A 14,762-nucleotide genomic window follows, 5' to 3' on the forward strand; every position below is an offset into this window, starting at 1 on the left:
AGTTAACCTAAATTATAATGAGAGAAGAAAAAGTTGGAAACTACCGCTGGGTGATCTGCTCGCTGGTGTTTTTCGCAACAACCGTTAATTACCTTGACCGGGCGGTAATCAGTTTGCTTAAATCAGACCTTACCAAGGAGTTTAAGTGGAATGATGGCGATTATGCCAATATTGAGATTGCTTTTAAAATAGCTTATTCAATAGGTTTGCTGGCTGCCGGACGGATCATCGATAAGATAGGCACCAAACTCGGCTATTTCCTTTCAACACTACTATGGAGTATTTCGGCGGTGTGCCACGCTTTTGTTGGCGGCACCTTTGGTTTCGGCGTAGTGCGTTCTGCATTGGGTCTTAGTGAAGCGGGAAATTTTCCTGCAGCCATTAAAACAGTGGCCGAGTGGTTTCCTAAAAAAGAACGTGCATTTGCTACGGGGATATTTAACTCTGGTGCAAATATAGGTGCTATAGTTGCCCCTTTAACGGTTCCGTTTATAGCAGCTGCCTGGGGATGGCGCTGGGCATTTATCATAACCGGCTCAATCGGTTTTATATGGCTTGTATTATGGCAGGTAATTTATCGCGCACCTTCAAAGCATAGCAAGGTATCAAAAGCCGAGCTTGATTACATCAACAGTGATCATGACAGTCAAACTGAAGCTTTACAGCCAGTTGAGCAAAAGAAAATATCTTGGGGCAAGCTGCTTTCGTTTAAGCAAACGTGGGCATTTGTTATAGGTAAATTCCTTACCGACCCTATATGGTGGTTTTACCTGTTCTGGCTCCCCGATTTTTTGGAAAGCCAGTATCATTTAAAGGGCACAGAAATAGCCATTCCCGTTGCGTTGGTTTATACCATGTCTACCTTTGGGAGTGTTGGCGGCGGTTGGTTGCCTATGAACCTTATTAAAAAGGATTGGCCTGTATTTAAAGCCCGTAAAACATCTATGTTTATCTACGCACTGGCGGTAATACCAATCATATTTGCGCAAATTCTGGGTGGTGTTAATATGTGGCTTGCTGTTATAGTGATAGGGATAGCAGCATCGGCGCACCAAGCATGGAGCGCTAATATATTCACCACAGTTTCGGATATGTTCCCAAAACGCACTATTGGTTCGGTAACGGGCTTAGGTGGCATGTTCGGTTCTATCGGTGGTGTATTCCTGTCGCTTGCCGTGCAAAAAAACCTGTTTGTGTATTACCGGTCAATCGGTAAAATTGAGATAGCCTATTATATTATGTTCTTTGTTTGCGGAAGCGCTTACATTTTAGCCTGGCTCATTATGCATTTCCTGGTGCCTAAAATGAAACCAATTGAATTGGATTAATCATATGAAATATAACGAAGGAAGCCGGGGCAAATGATCCGGCTTCCTTTTTTTATAAAGAGTGGCTTACTGCCTGTTCGGCCAGTTCATCAATCCAGCTCGAAAGGTAAGGCTCTGTACCATCAATCCTGATCCATTCGCCATCCTGGTCTTTGACAATTACTAAATGTAGTGTGCCATCTATCGATTTAAACTCATATGCATTGGCATAACCGGCCCAGGTCACCTGTTGCGCTGTACCTTCAATAATGCTATCGGTCCCCGTAAGCGTGGCATCAAATTGTTGTTTCATAGTGTTTATAGTTTACTAACCTAACATAGTTCTGGCAGTTTCTGTTTGCGCTGGTGTTAAGCCGAAGGCCATGTTATTTGTTTTAGACTGATAAAATTGTGTTTAAATTTAAGCAGCTAAAACTTTTAATACAAGAGTTACGTTTTGTTAATAATTATAAACCATGAACAGAAGGCTCAGTACAAAATATTTCCAGGTATCGCAAAGGGTATGGGGAACTAAACTATTATTTGTTAATGTTTACATGATCGCCAACCGTCCCGGTGCTGCCAAAGGCTGGGTTTTGGTTGATACGGGCTTAAAAGGTTCGGCAAAAAAATCATTGCCATGGCCGAAGAGCTTTTTGGCCCGGGAACCAGGCCTGCCGCTATTGTGCTCACACATGGACATGCCGACCACTCGGGAGGATTGGCAGAACTTTTGGAGATTTGGAATGTACCTGTTTATGCCCACGCACTTGAATTGCCTTACCTAACAGGCCTGTCATCATATCCGCCGGCTGATCCATCACTGACCGACGGGCTGATGAGCTTACTGTCGGTATTTTTCCCAACATCCCCCATTAACCTCGGTACTAAAGTAAAAACCATCGATATGGAGGAAGGGATTCCAGAACTGCCCGAATGGAAGATCATTCACACACCGGGACATACGCCGGGCCATATTTCGCTGTTTTTGCCAATAAATTCGACCTTAATAGCCGGGGATGCGTTTTCAACTACCAAGGCCGAATCAGCTTTCTATTCATTTAGTTCGCTTAAAAAGTTAACCGGCCCGCCGAGGTATTTCACTACCGACTGGGAAGCTGCTGCCCAATCAGTACGAAGGCTTGCCGCGCTTGAACCACGCACAGTAGCGGCAGGTCATGGCCCCGTAATGCGCGGCCGTGAGCTGCATGATCAATTACATGAACTGGCCGATAACTTTGAGCAGGTAGCAATACCTGTAAAAGGCCGCTATGTGGGGCATCCGGCTGTTGCCGATGAAATGGGCGTGACCTATATCCCGCCTTATATAAGCAGCAGTATTTTAAAAGCAACAGTTGGCGTCGCAGCTGCACTCGCAACATTTTTTATTATAAAAGGATTGCAGGAATAGGAGCAGAATCCCATCGGTTTGTGCTTACCTTTACCGCGTGGAAAATTTAAAGCCAGATCCAAAGATCCTCATTGATATTGTACAAACCAAAATGCCTTACGGTAAATATAAAGGCACTATTATAGCCGATATCCCGGTATCATACCTGGAATGGATGGCGGGCAAGGGTTTTAGTAAAGATAAAATGGGGATGTTGCTTTCAACCACATTTGAGATCAAAACAAATGGGCTGGGTGAGATCCTGTATATGGTAAAGAAACAAGTTCAAGCCGCCCGGCCCCGTAAAGGGGGTGCTTTGTAAGCTTGTTCAATAACTCCTTTTTTCTCCCCTTTAGGGGGCGGGGAGCTTATAGCCTGTTAAACCAACCCTTTTTCCAAAATACAAACACCTGTATTAAGGCTATCAAAAACATAAACACGATAGCATAAATGTAACCATGGTGCCAGTACAATTCGGGCATGTTATCCGGAAGGATATGGCCTTTATCATCCTGGCGCGAAAAATTCATGCCGTAAATGCCCGCAATAAAAGTAAGCGGAATGAAAATCACCGAAATAATGGTAAGCACCTTCATGATCTCGTTCATGCGGTTACTTACCATGGATAGGTACAGATCGATGATGCTTGATGTTACCTCCTTATAATTTTCAATGAGATCCATAGCCTGGATGCAATGGTCGTAAGCGTCGCGTAAAAACAATTTAACTTCCGACGTTATCAGCGGACTTTCAGACCTGATCATGTCATTGATCTTATCCCGCTCGGGCCAGCTGGCACGGCGTACAACAATGAGCGTACGTTTTAGCTGCTGGGCATTAAACATGATGGTTTTATCGGCGCTCAGGTAAAGCTTATCTTCAAGGGCATCCAAATGATCGCCAATTTCGGCAAGCAGCACAAAGTAGGTATCAATTATAGTGTCAGTAAGCGCATAACACATATATCCGGGTCCCGCGGTACGGATAGCACCCTTTCCTGCTTTCAAACGGGCTTTTACGGCGTCAAAGCGCTCGGTGTGATCCTCCTCAAAACTAATGATGATATTATCTTTTATGATAGCCGAAAACTGGCAGTTAATGATCTCGTTATCCTTGTTAAATTGAACGATGCGGCTGGTACAAAAGGCATAATCCTCGTATTCATCAAATTTGGGGCGCTGGTGCGTATTGGCAATATCCTCCAAAACCAGGGCATTTATACTGCAATGCTCACCAATTTGCTCAATCAGCGAGGCATCGCCTAACCCATTAATCTTGATCCAATGGGTATGATTGTCACATTTATTGAGCTGTTTTAATGCTGTTTTGATATCCTTTCCCTCACAGGTTACCAACTCATCTTTATTATATGAGTAAACGGATATAATGGGTTTCAGTGCATCATCGGCTACCCTGATAGTACCCGGTCTGTCACCTACATTTCCTGCGTGTTTGTGTTTTTTAAGGCGCAGGCGTTTAAAGTTGCCATTCATCTACAAATAGTTTATGGTTTGCGGGCCCTGGTTAAACAGCAGGTCAATAATACTCAGGTTTTTCATAAAGCCCCGTCGGTCTTCAAATACCTGGAAATATGGTTTCTGCTGCATTTCGCTTTCTTTTTAGGATGAATAGAAAACCGAAAATCGTGCAGGTTAGGATATTCGGCCTGGTATTCATCCGTATAATTTAGTTCTGTTTTTATTTTAGTAAGCTTGAGCAGCAGGTTCAAAAGCTCCTGATTATAATCAAACAAATAGGTGATTTGTTTTTCATAAAAAGGCGCTAAATCATCTTCATAAAATTCAAAATAAGCCGAACGGCGATAACAGGCCTGCAAGCTTTGCCAGTGCAGGCGCTGCCACATAAAATCGTAGCTGATTTTTACATCTTTAACTTTAGTATGGTTTTTTGAACCTTTTATTACCGGCACCACCAATGCCAGTACCCCATCGGGCGAGTAGATATTAGCCCGGTTGCGATAAGTTTGTTTGGGGAAATGCTCTTCTCTTTCTATCAGTATATCAGGCTTGTACATATTTAACTGTACAAAATAGTCGACCGGTGGAAGATAAAACATAGGTAACACAGCGCCTTTTTCAATCATATATTTTATGTTTGTGCTCAAAATTGGCTAAAATAATGATAAAAAAGGGCTTTACTAAGTTTGGCATATTAATTTTATACCTGATATCGCTGCTGCCCTTTTGGTTTTTATACATTTTATCTGATATTTCTTTCGTTATTATCTACCACATTGTTCATTATCGCCGCGATGTGGTGCAGCAAAACCTCCGCAATTCGTTTCCCGAAAAAACAGATCAGGAACGTCATGATATTGAACGAAAGTATTATCGCTACCTGGCCGACCTGATAGTGGAAACCATTAAAATGATCACCGTATCAGAAAAACAGATCCAGAAAAGGGTAGTGGCTACCAACTCCGATTTGGTGTTTGAATACTTTGCTAAAGGTAAAAGTATTATTGCAGTTGCCGGCCATTACTGCAACTGGGAAATGGCCGCCCTCAATTTCAACTTTGTTACCGATAAAAGGTTCATGATCATTTACAAAAACTTGTCTAACAAAACGTTTGATGATTTTTTCATCAAGATCCGTTCTAGGTTTGGTGGGCAGCCGGTTGCCATGAAGCAAACATTGCGTAAAATGATTGAATACCGTAAAGAACTTACTGTAAGTGTGCTCGTAGGCGATCAAACTCCCGTGATGCATGAGGTAAACTATTTCACCAATTTTTTAAACCAGCCTACTGCGGTATTTTTGGGTATCGAAAAAATTGCCAAAACAATTGACGCAGCTGTTGTTTTTTACGACATGAAAAGGGTAAAACGCGGATATTATGAATATACGCTAATCCCGCTTACCGAAACACCAAAAGAAACTGCCGAACACGAAATAACAGATATGCATGTTAAATATCTTGAGGGGATGATCAGGAGGGAACCGCAATATTGGCTATGGTCGCACCGGAGATGGAAATTTAAGCCGGAGGATTTACATAGATGACCCATACACCTAAAGTTGCTGTAGTTATTTTAAACTGGAACGGCGCAAAGTACCTTAAACAATTTCTTCCTTCGGTATTATCCTCAACGTATCCTAACCTGGATATCGTTATGGGGGATAACGCTTCTTCGGATGATTCAGTAGCGTTTATGCGCGCAAACTATCCATCGGTAAGGATTATCCAAAATGATAAAAACTACGGCTTTACAGGGGGTATAACCGGGTGCTGGCCCAGGTTGATGCCGATTATTATATCCTGCTTAACTCCGACGTTGAGGTTGTTCCAGGCTGGATTGAACCTGTTATCGAATTAATGGAAAGAGATAGTTTAATCGCTGCTGCTGCTCCCAAGATCCGGTCATACGCACAAAAAGAATATTTTGAACATGCCGGCGCTGCCGGTGGCTTTATTGATAAGCACGGCTATCCCTTTTGCCGCGGTAGAATCTTTTACGAGCTGGAAAAGGATAACGGTCAATATGAGCAATCAGGTGAGGTATTCTGGGCATCGGGAGCTTCTTTGTTTATCAAAAAAAGCATTTGGGATGAAGCCGGCGGCTTTGATGAAAGCTTTTTTGCCCATATGGAAGAGATTGACCTTTGCTGGCGCTTAAAAAACATGGGCTATAAAGTAATGTATTGCGCGCAATCAACCATATATCACGTTGGCGGCGGTACATTAAATGCCGAAAATCCGTTTAAGACTTATCTCAATTTCAGGAATAACCTGCTGCTTATAAAAAAGAACCTTCCATTTTGGCGGACGTTTTGGGTGATCAGCATCCGCTTTATAATGGATCTACTGGCCTTGTTCAGGTTTTTGATGGAAGGTAAACGCAAAGATGCCTGGGCAGTAAGCAGGGCACATCAAAGCTTTGTGTTAAGCCTCTTTAAGAAGGGTAAAGGCGAAAGGCAAAAGGCGAAAGGCAACGCGGTACAAAACACAAAAGGCATATACAGAGGCAGTATAGTTTGGGATTTCTTTGTGAAAAAGAAAACTCATTTTACTGATCTTGATCCTTCGGAGCTTTAGTATCGTTTGTATCCTGTTCTGTTTCTTCAGCTTCCCTTATTCCCGGCGCTTCTACTTTAATAGGTGGCAAACCCTTAGGCCATATCACCCGTACATCCTGCTGGCGGAACGGTATTTCGATACCTTCTTTAGCAAAAGCATCATAGATATCGGCAAGCACGCGGCTTTTCAATGAAAGCCATGTGGAGATATCTGCAGCCCAAAAGAATAGCCTGAAATCAACCGAGCTTTCGTTGAGGTTGTGCAGGAACACAGACGGCGCGGGTTGAGCCATGATATCATCATGGCTCATCAATAAGTTTAATAATATATTCTTAACTTTTTCGATATCAGATCCATATGCTACTCCTACTATTAGCTCTACGCGGCGATTGTTATTACTTAGCGTCCAATTAATTACATGGTGCGAAATCAGGTCACCGTTAGGAACGATTACCTCGGCGCCATCGGAAGTGGCTATTTTACTGGCCCGGATACCGATATCCATTATAGTGCCCGACCGGTTATCAACCTCAATGATATCACCAACCTGGATAGGTTTCTCGAAAGCCAGTATCAAACCCGATACCAGGTTGTTTACGATATTCTGTAAGCCAAAACCAATACCAATACCAAAGGCACTGATGATGATGGTAATCTTATCAATAGGCACACCCGAAGCAGCAACGGCCAGGAAAAAGCCTAAAGCAATTACGCCGATGCGGATAAGCAGGGTAGAGGTGCGGTTCTTTTTCTTGGCTACGTCGATATCGTTGGCGTGTTTGGCAGCAATATCATAAAGGTAACTGATGATCTTTGACGCGATGGATGACAGCCAGATCACGGCCACAAATATGATTACGCTTTGAAACGTGAACTGGGTATTGGTACCCCCGATGCTGCGGTTTTTGGTCAGAAAATCACCCAGGTAATCAAATACGGTATCTTCAACGTTCAGGTTTTGGGTAAGCATTACCAGCCACAACAAGGTAGCCAATATGCTCAGCACACTCCTGAACTTATTTTGCATCAATTTATAATCGATAAAAGAAGTAAGGTTATTGCTCTTTTTACCGGCTTCCAGTTGCAGGAACAAGGCTTCCATAATGATGTGCACCATATAATACAAAGCCAGGGCAAGCCAAAGGTTATACACCACACTTACACCAATGATCTTAGCCAAACTTACCCTGCCGAAAACATTGCATAAAAAAGATGCCCCTTGCAGAAATATGAAAACCTTCAATATAAAGCCGGTATAAGGCAGGTAATCAGCCGTGGCCTTGCGCACTTCTGATAAAAACCTGAAACTTATTACCGATGCAGCGAGGCCTAAAATCAAAATAACTACCCTGTCGATATTGGTAACCTGGATATAAAGATTGCTCAGGCTGTAAATAATAGTGATACAAAATAACTGCAGCATGTAACGGAACATGGTTGCAGGGCATGCCTTTTTTATGAGGTAAAGCAGGGCAATCATCAGCACCAATAAAAACATCTCCAATACAATTACCGGTGGGTGATCATAAACGTTTGGCAGCAACGTAAAAGTTAAAACAATTGAGGATACAAACGGATAATTCACAACGTAATTGGCCTGGCTAAACACACTTTCGGGCGTATCGTTATCACGCATGATCCTGCGGCGACTGGCGCGGACCCAGGCGAAAAATACTAATAACACCACTAAACCCCCGAGATGGATCAGAATATCCCTGCCAATGAAAAAGTTAAAAAGCTTAGCGTTCATATCGGCAGTAGCCTTTGTGGCTGTACCGAAATCATTGCCTTCATCAGCATTCATGTTCCATATGTTGCTATACTCCTGGGACATCGCCCTAATGCTGAAATCCCTGATCTTGGTATCAATCTGGTCTTTGAGGTCAAGTATCGAAATATAAACAGCTGAGGTGCGGTTTTGCAGCAGGCCTACTTTCACCATTACCTTTTTATTGGTAGTATCCAGGCGGTGATATTTGCTGTCGATTGCTATTTTTTGGATGAGATAGGTAGTAGCCAGTGAGCTATCAGCAGGCAGGATTTTTAAAACGCTATCGCGCGATATGGCGTCCAAATCGTTTTGATTTTGAACAAGTTTACTATTGATATCTGCAAGCTGTTCCTGCCAAAGGTCAAGTTGGTCATCACTGCGGGTAAGCACATCCCTGATGGTATAAAGGTACCTTAACGTGCTCGATTTATCATTATCAATAAGCGATTTGATGAGCGTAATCCGCCTTTCAAATGATGGTAGCTTAGTGCTGATCTCTGCCGTATCTAACTTTTTTGACAGGTTGCTTTTGATCTGGTTAAAGGCAGATGTATAATATTCAACCTTTTGCAGCAGGTTGTTTACCGATGTATCCGAGCGTTTGAGCGCGCGCATCATCGAATCGCGCGAAAGGATAGAGGCGCGGAGCGAGTCTCTTACCGATTTTGATCTTTTCTTTTTGGCTTGGGCAAATGCATCAACACTGAATAACAGCGTAACAAAAAGCAAACTTAGCGCGGCAACCCTGAATATTTTAAGCATCTGGAACAATAAGCTGAAAGCAATGTTTTAACGCTTTTACACCAAAAGCGTTTTATCAAAACGAAAAAATATTTTAATATTATTTAAACGACAGATTTTCAATGGCCAGGCGATAGCTATCCATCCCGAAACCTGCAATTACGCCACGACAACTGGCCGCTATCATTGATTTATGCCTGAACTCCTCGCGCTTGTGTACGTTGGAGATATGCACCTCTATAACCGGTGTGTTTATTGCAGCAATAGCATCGGCAATGGCAATAGAAGTGTGGGTATACGCCCCGGCATTCATCACAATACCATCGTAACTAAACCCAATTTCATGCAGTTTATTTATAATTTCGCCCTCAATGTTGCTTTGATAATAATCAATGGTGATGTTTGCATAGCGTTGGCGCAAAGTTTCAAGGTAGGTTTCAAAACTGGCATCGCCATAAATTGATTTTTCGCGAACGCCTAACAGGTTCAAATTGGGACCGTTTATAATTTGTATCTTCATTAGTTCAAACTTAGCTATAAATCATCAAAACTAAAATCAATTGGATTGGCGTTCGGCGATAAAAGGTTTCCAGGCATATTTAAAATTAGAGAAGTCGCTATCCGACAACTCCATCGAAGCTTACAGCAGAGATATAGAAAAGTTATATCAATATTCAGATTCACAGACAGCTAAATTAAAGCCAGAATTAATTACTTTAACTGATTTACGCGGGTTCATTAACTGGATAAATGAACTGGGGGTGATCCCGTCATCTCAAGCCAGGATCCTCTCGGGGATCAAAGCGTTTTTTAAATACCTGCTGATGGAGGATATCATTAAATCAGATCCGTCAGAACTGCTCGAATCGCCCAAGATCAGGCGTAAACTGCCGGATACATTGAGCTATGAAGAGATCAACAAAATTATAGCTGCCTTAGACCTTTCCAAACCTGAAGGCATGCGTAACAAAGCCATCCTGGAAACCCTGTACGGATCAGGCCTGCGTGTATCCGAGCTTACCGAACTGAAACTGTCTAACCTGTACCTTGACATTGAATTTATAAAGGTAACCGGTAAAGGCAACAAAGAGCGATTAGTGCCTATAGGCAGCGAAGCTATAAAAGCGCTGAAGATCTGGATAGAAAATGTAAGGGTACATAACCCAATAAAAAGAGGTGAGGAGGATTATGTTTTCCTGAACAGGCGCGGCACAAGGTTAAGCCGGCAGATTATTTTTTTAACCATCAAAGGGTTGGCTGAAATCATCGGATTGAAGAAAAAGATAAGTCCACATACCTTTCGGCATTCCTTTGCCACACACCTGGTTGAAGGTGGCGCCGATTTACGGGCAGTACAGGAGATGCTGGGACATGAAAGCATCACCACAACAGAGATCTATACCCATTTAGACAGGGAGTATTTAAAAAGCACCATCAGCCAATTCCATCCGCGCAGTTAAGGTCAGATCAGGTACTGATCAATTACATCCTGAGGGATCTTTGCACCGCGTCCGGTAGCCATGTCAATCATCACATAATCAAACCAACCATCGCAGCAGATCTTTTTAGTGGCTTTATTGGTGATGATAAACTTTACACGGCAGCCTTTGTCGTCAATACTTTCAATACCGGTTTTCACAATAAAGTAATCGCCCATGGTTAAAGCACGTTTATAATCCACATGGGCGGTACGTACCACCCAGCCGAAGCCGCGTTCCATAAATTTTTCCATCGCCATTCCATAGCAACGCTCCATCTGTTCGTAACGCGCAGCCAGTACATAATCAAAATATTTGCTGTTATGTACGTGCTGAAACATGTCGATATCATCGGGGCGTACGCGAAACTCAGATTCAAAAGTGGAAAGTTGGAGTGGTGTATCCATGCAGCAAATATAGTAAACCTATTTAAGCGAAAGGAAAGCCTCCAGTTTCTCATTAAAAGTGTTCCCGTGATCGCAATTGGTAAAAAATACATAGCCGGACTGCCGGGCCTTATCCATCATGAAAGCTGATTGAAAATTGCCATTATTGCCTGAGTGTAAGTAAATTGCACCTGATGGAATTTGCGCTATTGCTATGCCCAATCCCCAGGCTGAATAGCCTGCTTTGCGGAAATCTTCGGGAAGGGGCACGGTTAATTGCTGCCGGAACATTTCATGGATACTATTGGTACTTAGTCCTTGGTCATTCATCAGGGCTATGAGGAATGCGGCATAATCTAAAGCGTTGGTGTGCAGGGAAGCTGCAGGATTGAAAGTGTTTGAATCAATGCTGATGGATGGAATTATAGGCCAGTTTAATCCGTTAGCAGGATCTATGTGCCCATCGTGATGTCCTCTGACCTTATGTTTCAAAATATAGGGATTGGCAGTGTATGAACTATGGGGCATGTGTAGTGGGATAGCAACTTCACGTTCAAACAGTGGCTCCATATTTTGCAATGAACAGTTAAGCAAATGCGCTACCACTTTGCCCAGGTAAAGAAACCCCTCGCCCGAATAATTGAATGCTGTACCTGGCTTAAAATTCAAATAAAGGTCACCTTGTTTCACGTGTAAAGAGGAATCGGCAGTGAAGAAACGCCAGTTTGGAAAACCGGATTGGTGAGAAAGCACCATCCGGGCGGTGATTAGCTTATATCTCTCATCCTGTGCAATATCAGGATAGGGAAGATATTTATACAAAGGGGTATCCATATTTAATATGCCCCGGTCAACCAATTTCATAACCCAATAGGTAAATACAGGCTTGGAGAGCGAAGCCGCTTCAAAAATCGACTGTCTCGTCTATTGGGGTTTTTGTTTTAATATCTGTTACTCCTAAAGCACGGTGATAAACGATTTTGCCTTTACTGATAAATGCTATTGATAATCCGGGAAGCTGCAATGAGTCGATCTGTTTTTGCAGAAATGTGTCTATCATGGCATTGCTGATAAGTTTTCCTGCCGGAGTTACTATTTGGGCTTCTGAAATACCGCAGAACCCAAATGAAATTAAGCAGATGAGAATAAATAACTCAGTGTATTTATGGTATAAGTATTGTATGTGATTTTTCACTGTTAGGTAAAGTATGATGTGTGTTTTTATTGAGACGCAAGCATTAACTAGATGGTTACAGATTTTATCATACTTTCGCGGCCACCCAACTACTAGGGGAGTACTTTCGTAGAAGAAGGATAATTTATGAGCAAACACATTGTATTAATAGAAGACGAACCTGATATCCTTGAATCTACCACGCTGCTGCTCGAAAATGAGGGTTTTCGGGTGTCTGGATTTAAGGCTTTCACCACTTTGGAAGAAATGGTGGCCTTACAGCCTGATTGTTTTTTACTTGATGAAAACCTGCCGATTATTAGCGGCCATATAATTTGTATTTTATTTAAATCGAAGCCCGTAACCCGGGAAATTCCTGTTGTGTTGATTTCTGCCAACCCTGCAATTAAACAAAAAGCAGCAATTGGAGAAGCAGATGCCTATATTGGCAAGCCTTTCGAAATTCAGGAACTGGTGGATGTTTTGACAAGGGTTATGGCTTAATAACTTGTTGCAAAACTCCAAATGATTTAATTTACTCATGTAGTCAAAAACAAAAAACGGACGACCAGTAAAAATGATCGTCCGCTTTTAAACAGGCTTGCAGAATTATCTTATGACCACCATTTAAGCGGAAAAACTATTTTATCAACCGAGCTTGCTATCATATCAGGTTTAAAGGCATAATGGCTCAATTGATCTTTGCTGGAAATGCCTGATAGTACAAGGATAGTTTTATAGCCCATTTGTACACCTCCCTGAATATCAGTTTCCATAGTATCGCCAATAACAGTCGTTTCGGCCGTTTCAAGCCCAAGGAATTTTCTTGCCGAGCGCATCATTACCGGGCTTGGTTTGCCGGTTACAAAAGCTTTGCGGCCGGTAGCTTCCTCTATCATGGCTGTTGTAGCTGCGATACCTAAATTGTTCCAGCCCGGTTTTTTAGGAGATGGGTCCCTGTTTGTGGTTATAAACTTGGCGCCTGCCAGGATCATGTCGACCGCACGCTGCACCATTTCCAATGTAAAGTTGCGGCCTTCGCCTAAAACAACAAATTCCGGGTCGGAATCAACAAGTGTGATCCCGTTTTCGTGCAAACTGCTCAACAAACCACCCTCACCCAGCACAAAAGCGGTACCATTGGGGCTTTGATCGCCCAGGAATTTCCCGGTAGCCATGGCGCTTGTATAAATATGTTTTGTTTCTACAGTTATTCCCAATCTTTTAAGTTTCCGTACTACCTCCAGGCTGGTGCGCTGGCTGTTGTTGGTCATAAAAGCAAATGGTATATCATTATCAATAAGGTGTTTGATGAATTTATCAGCGCCCTGTATCAGTTCTTCGCCGCTGTAAATTACACCATCCATATCAATTAAAAGACCTTGTTTCATGCGTATAAATTATAAATGTTTTGTTTTATTAAAGAGGTGATGTTGAATACCCGACGTGTTAAGCTCCCTCAAAAAAGTCGATCAGGCCGCCAAAGTAACTCTCGTTCCAACCGTCAACAATATCATTATAATCATCATCGGGAATGTTAGTGTGCCTTAACTCGGCCGAAGTGCCTTGCTTATCAGCATGTAATTTGATGGTAACGATAGAATTATCGCTTTGTCCTTCAAAATACCATTGCTGAACCACCTTTTATTGGGTTCAAATTCGATGTTTTTACCTACGATACTACCATCCCACATAGAAAATTCCGTACCGGGCTCTGTCGACATTTCGGCGACTTCGCCAGTCCACAATTCAATGGTAACCGGGTTGGTGATGGCCATGTAAATCTCTTCGGGAGTGGCCGGTATGCTGTAATATTTTTTATAATCTTTCACCCGCGCAATTTAGCTCAAATAATTTAAACCTTCACCGGGCCAATCGGCAAAACGGTTTTTCCGTAAATCTCATTCAAAACATTAGCGATACCGGTGTAGATAGCCGATGCCCCACAAATAATACCTTCATAACCAGCCAGGTGTTTAATGCCTGCATTGCCGGTGACATCACCAGCCACTAACAGGAAAAATAATATAGTTAACGATGCAAAAACAAATTGCAGCGCACGGTTAAGCCTCAATGTTCCAAAAAACAACAGCAGGGTAAACACACCCCAGATGCTTAAGTATGCGATCATGGCGCCTTCAGATGGCGCAGCTCCCCAGCCAAACTTGGGCATTACCAACAGGCTCACTAATGAAAGCCAGAAAAATCCGTACGAAGTGAATGCTGTCAGCCCGAAGGTGTTGTTCTTTTTAGCTTCGATAACACCGGCGATAACTTGTGCAAGCCCACCGTAAAATATACCCATGGCTAAAATCATGGTGTTCATTTCAAAAAAGCCGGCGTTGTGGATGTTTAGCAAAACAGTAGTCATTCCGAAAGCACAAAGGCCAAGCGGTGCGGGATTGGCAATGCCATCTTTCACCGGTACTGGTGTAGTAGGGATCATAATAGGTTTTAGTTTATTTGGTTTGTACCG

The 14,762-nt window shown here is 42.6% G+C and carries 19 protein-coding genes and 1 pseudogene; 7 read left to right on the forward strand and 13 right to left on the reverse strand.

Translation table 11 applies throughout. The annotated features are described in order from the left end of the window. Positions 1–17 precede the first annotated feature (17 nt). Complete coding sequence (locus ACQ86K_RS13445) at positions 18–1,328, forward strand: MFS transporter (protein ID WP_091164847.1); 1,311 nt, start codon at positions 18–20, stop codon at positions 1,326–1,328. Positions 1,329–1,380: 52 nt separating this feature from the next. Here the strand turns inward: ACQ86K_RS13445 and ACQ86K_RS13450 are convergent, their stop codons facing one another. Beyond that, positions 1,381–1,620, reverse strand: coding sequence for a hypothetical protein (locus ACQ86K_RS13450; RefSeq protein WP_091164845.1), 240 nt, complete (start codon positions 1,618–1,620; stop codon positions 1,381–1,383). A 327-nt stretch (positions 1,621–1,947) separates the two neighbouring features. Here ACQ86K_RS13450 and ACQ86K_RS13455 point away from each other — a divergent pair, with 327 nt between their 5' ends. Together ACQ86K_RS13455 and ACQ86K_RS13460 are read left to right on the forward strand one after the other, a co-directional pair. Beyond that, a complete protein-coding gene (locus ACQ86K_RS13455) occupies positions 1,948–2,718 on the forward strand; it encodes an MBL fold metallo-hydrolase (RefSeq protein ID WP_431200536.1) in 771 nt (256 codons plus the stop codon). A gap of 37 nt (positions 2,719–2,755) precedes the next feature. Next, positions 2,756–3,019, forward strand: coding sequence for a DUF3820 family protein (locus ACQ86K_RS13460; protein WP_091164837.1), 264 nt, complete (start codon positions 2,756–2,758; stop codon positions 3,017–3,019). 46 nt (positions 3,020–3,065) lie between these two features. Here ACQ86K_RS13460 and corA read toward each other — a convergent pair whose 3' ends face one another. Genes corA through ACQ86K_RS13475 form a run of 3 tightly spaced genes read right to left on the reverse strand, consistent with a single transcriptional unit; the run spans position 3,066 to position 4,822 of the window. Continuing rightward, entirely contained in the window at positions 3,066–4,190 is a 1,125-nt protein-coding gene (corA, locus tag ACQ86K_RS13465) for a magnesium/cobalt transporter CorA (RefSeq protein ID WP_091164835.1), read from the reverse strand. Beyond that, complete coding sequence (locus ACQ86K_RS13470; protein WP_431200537.1) at positions 4,191–4,304, reverse strand: WbqC family protein; 114 nt, start codon at positions 4,302–4,304, stop codon at positions 4,191–4,193. Then, on the reverse strand, positions 4,253–4,822 hold the full coding sequence (locus ACQ86K_RS13475; RefSeq protein WP_431200538.1) for a WbqC family protein: 570 nt from the start codon (positions 4,820–4,822) through the stop codon (positions 4,253–4,255). Before ACQ86K_RS13475 ends, ACQ86K_RS13470 begins: the two co-directional genes overlap by 52 nt. Before the next feature lie 14 nt (positions 4,823–4,836). Between ACQ86K_RS13475 and ACQ86K_RS13480 the strand changes: the two genes are divergently transcribed. Both ACQ86K_RS13480 and ACQ86K_RS13485 read left to right on the forward strand, forming a co-directional pair. Continuing rightward, positions 4,837–5,721, forward strand: coding sequence for a lysophospholipid acyltransferase family protein (locus ACQ86K_RS13480; protein ID WP_091164833.1), 885 nt, complete (start codon positions 4,837–4,839; stop codon positions 5,719–5,721). Beyond that, a pseudogene (locus tag ACQ86K_RS13485) lies at positions 5,718–6,754 on the forward strand (glycosyltransferase family 2 protein). Before ACQ86K_RS13480 ends, ACQ86K_RS13485 begins: the two are co-directional and overlap by 4 nt. Here ACQ86K_RS13485 and ACQ86K_RS13490 read toward each other — a convergent pair. Together ACQ86K_RS13490 and aroQ are read right to left on the reverse strand one after the other, a co-directional pair. After that, positions 6,726–9,269 (reverse strand): mechanosensitive ion channel family protein, encoded by a 2,544-nt coding sequence (locus ACQ86K_RS13490; protein WP_091164827.1) that lies wholly within the window; start codon positions 9,267–9,269, stop codon positions 6,726–6,728. The pseudogene ACQ86K_RS13485 and the gene ACQ86K_RS13490 overlap by 29 nt on opposite strands. Positions 9,270–9,348: 79 nt before the next feature. After that, positions 9,349–9,768 carry a type II 3-dehydroquinate dehydratase gene (aroQ, locus tag ACQ86K_RS13495; protein WP_091164826.1) on the reverse strand — a complete coding sequence of 140 codons (420 nt, stop codon included), beginning with the start codon at positions 9,766–9,768 and terminating at the stop codon, positions 9,349–9,351. A gap of 40 nt (positions 9,769–9,808) precedes the next feature. Here aroQ and xerD point away from each other — a divergent pair, with 40 nt between their 5' ends. Continuing rightward, positions 9,809–10,708 (forward strand): site-specific tyrosine recombinase XerD, encoded by a 900-nt coding sequence (gene xerD, locus ACQ86K_RS13500; RefSeq protein WP_091164825.1) that lies wholly within the window; start codon positions 9,809–9,811, stop codon positions 10,706–10,708. Between the two features lie 2 nt (positions 10,709–10,710). Here the strand turns inward: xerD and ACQ86K_RS13505 are convergent, their stop codons facing one another. From ACQ86K_RS13505 to ACQ86K_RS13515, 3 genes are read right to left on the reverse strand one after another with little or no spacing between them, the layout of a single operon-like run. Further along, complete coding sequence (locus ACQ86K_RS13505; RefSeq protein ID WP_091164824.1) at positions 10,711–11,133, reverse strand: acyl-CoA thioesterase; 423 nt, start codon at positions 11,131–11,133, stop codon at positions 10,711–10,713. 18 nt (positions 11,134–11,151) lie between these two features. Then, positions 11,152–11,976 (reverse strand): serine hydrolase domain-containing protein, encoded by an 825-nt coding sequence (locus tag ACQ86K_RS13510; protein ID WP_431200539.1) that lies wholly within the window; start codon positions 11,974–11,976, stop codon positions 11,152–11,154. Positions 11,977–12,016: 40 nt separating this feature from the next. Further along, positions 12,017–12,307 (reverse strand): hypothetical protein, encoded by a 291-nt coding sequence (locus ACQ86K_RS13515; RefSeq protein ID WP_431200540.1) that lies wholly within the window; start codon positions 12,305–12,307, stop codon positions 12,017–12,019. Positions 12,308–12,433: 126 nt separating this feature from the next. On the opposite strand from ACQ86K_RS13515, the gene ACQ86K_RS13520 reads away from it, so the two are divergent. After that, entirely contained in the window at positions 12,434–12,790 is a 357-nt protein-coding gene (locus ACQ86K_RS13520) for a response regulator (protein WP_091164818.1), read from the forward strand. A gap of 110 nt (positions 12,791–12,900) precedes the next feature. Here ACQ86K_RS13520 and ACQ86K_RS13525 read toward each other — a convergent pair whose 3' ends face one another. Genes ACQ86K_RS13525 through ACQ86K_RS13540 form a run of 4 tightly spaced genes read right to left on the reverse strand, consistent with a single transcriptional unit; the run spans position 12,901 to position 14,732 of the window. Continuing rightward, on the reverse strand, positions 12,901–13,677 hold the full coding sequence (locus ACQ86K_RS13525) for an HAD-IIA family hydrolase (RefSeq protein WP_091164815.1): 777 nt from the start codon (positions 13,675–13,677) through the stop codon (positions 12,901–12,903). Between the two features lie 58 nt (positions 13,678–13,735). After that, positions 13,736–13,885: a hypothetical protein gene (locus ACQ86K_RS13530; protein ID WP_431200849.1), complete on the reverse strand. Its 150-nt coding sequence runs from the start codon at positions 13,883–13,885 to the stop codon at positions 13,736–13,738. Then, complete coding sequence (locus ACQ86K_RS13535) at positions 13,834–14,118, reverse strand: SRPBCC domain-containing protein (protein ID WP_431200541.1); 285 nt, start codon at positions 14,116–14,118, stop codon at positions 13,834–13,836. Before ACQ86K_RS13535 ends, ACQ86K_RS13530 begins: the two co-directional genes overlap by 52 nt. A 23-nt stretch (positions 14,119–14,141) precedes the next feature. Then, entirely contained in the window at positions 14,142–14,732 is a 591-nt protein-coding gene (locus ACQ86K_RS13540) for an acetate uptake transporter (RefSeq protein WP_091164801.1), read from the reverse strand. Positions 14,733–14,762: the final 30 nt, after the last annotated feature.

The sequence above is a fragment of the Mucilaginibacter sp. P19 genome, from assembly GCF_050632265.1.
In the GTDB taxonomy this organism is placed as follows: Bacteria; Bacteroidota; Bacteroidia; order Sphingobacteriales; family Sphingobacteriaceae; genus Mucilaginibacter; species Mucilaginibacter gossypii.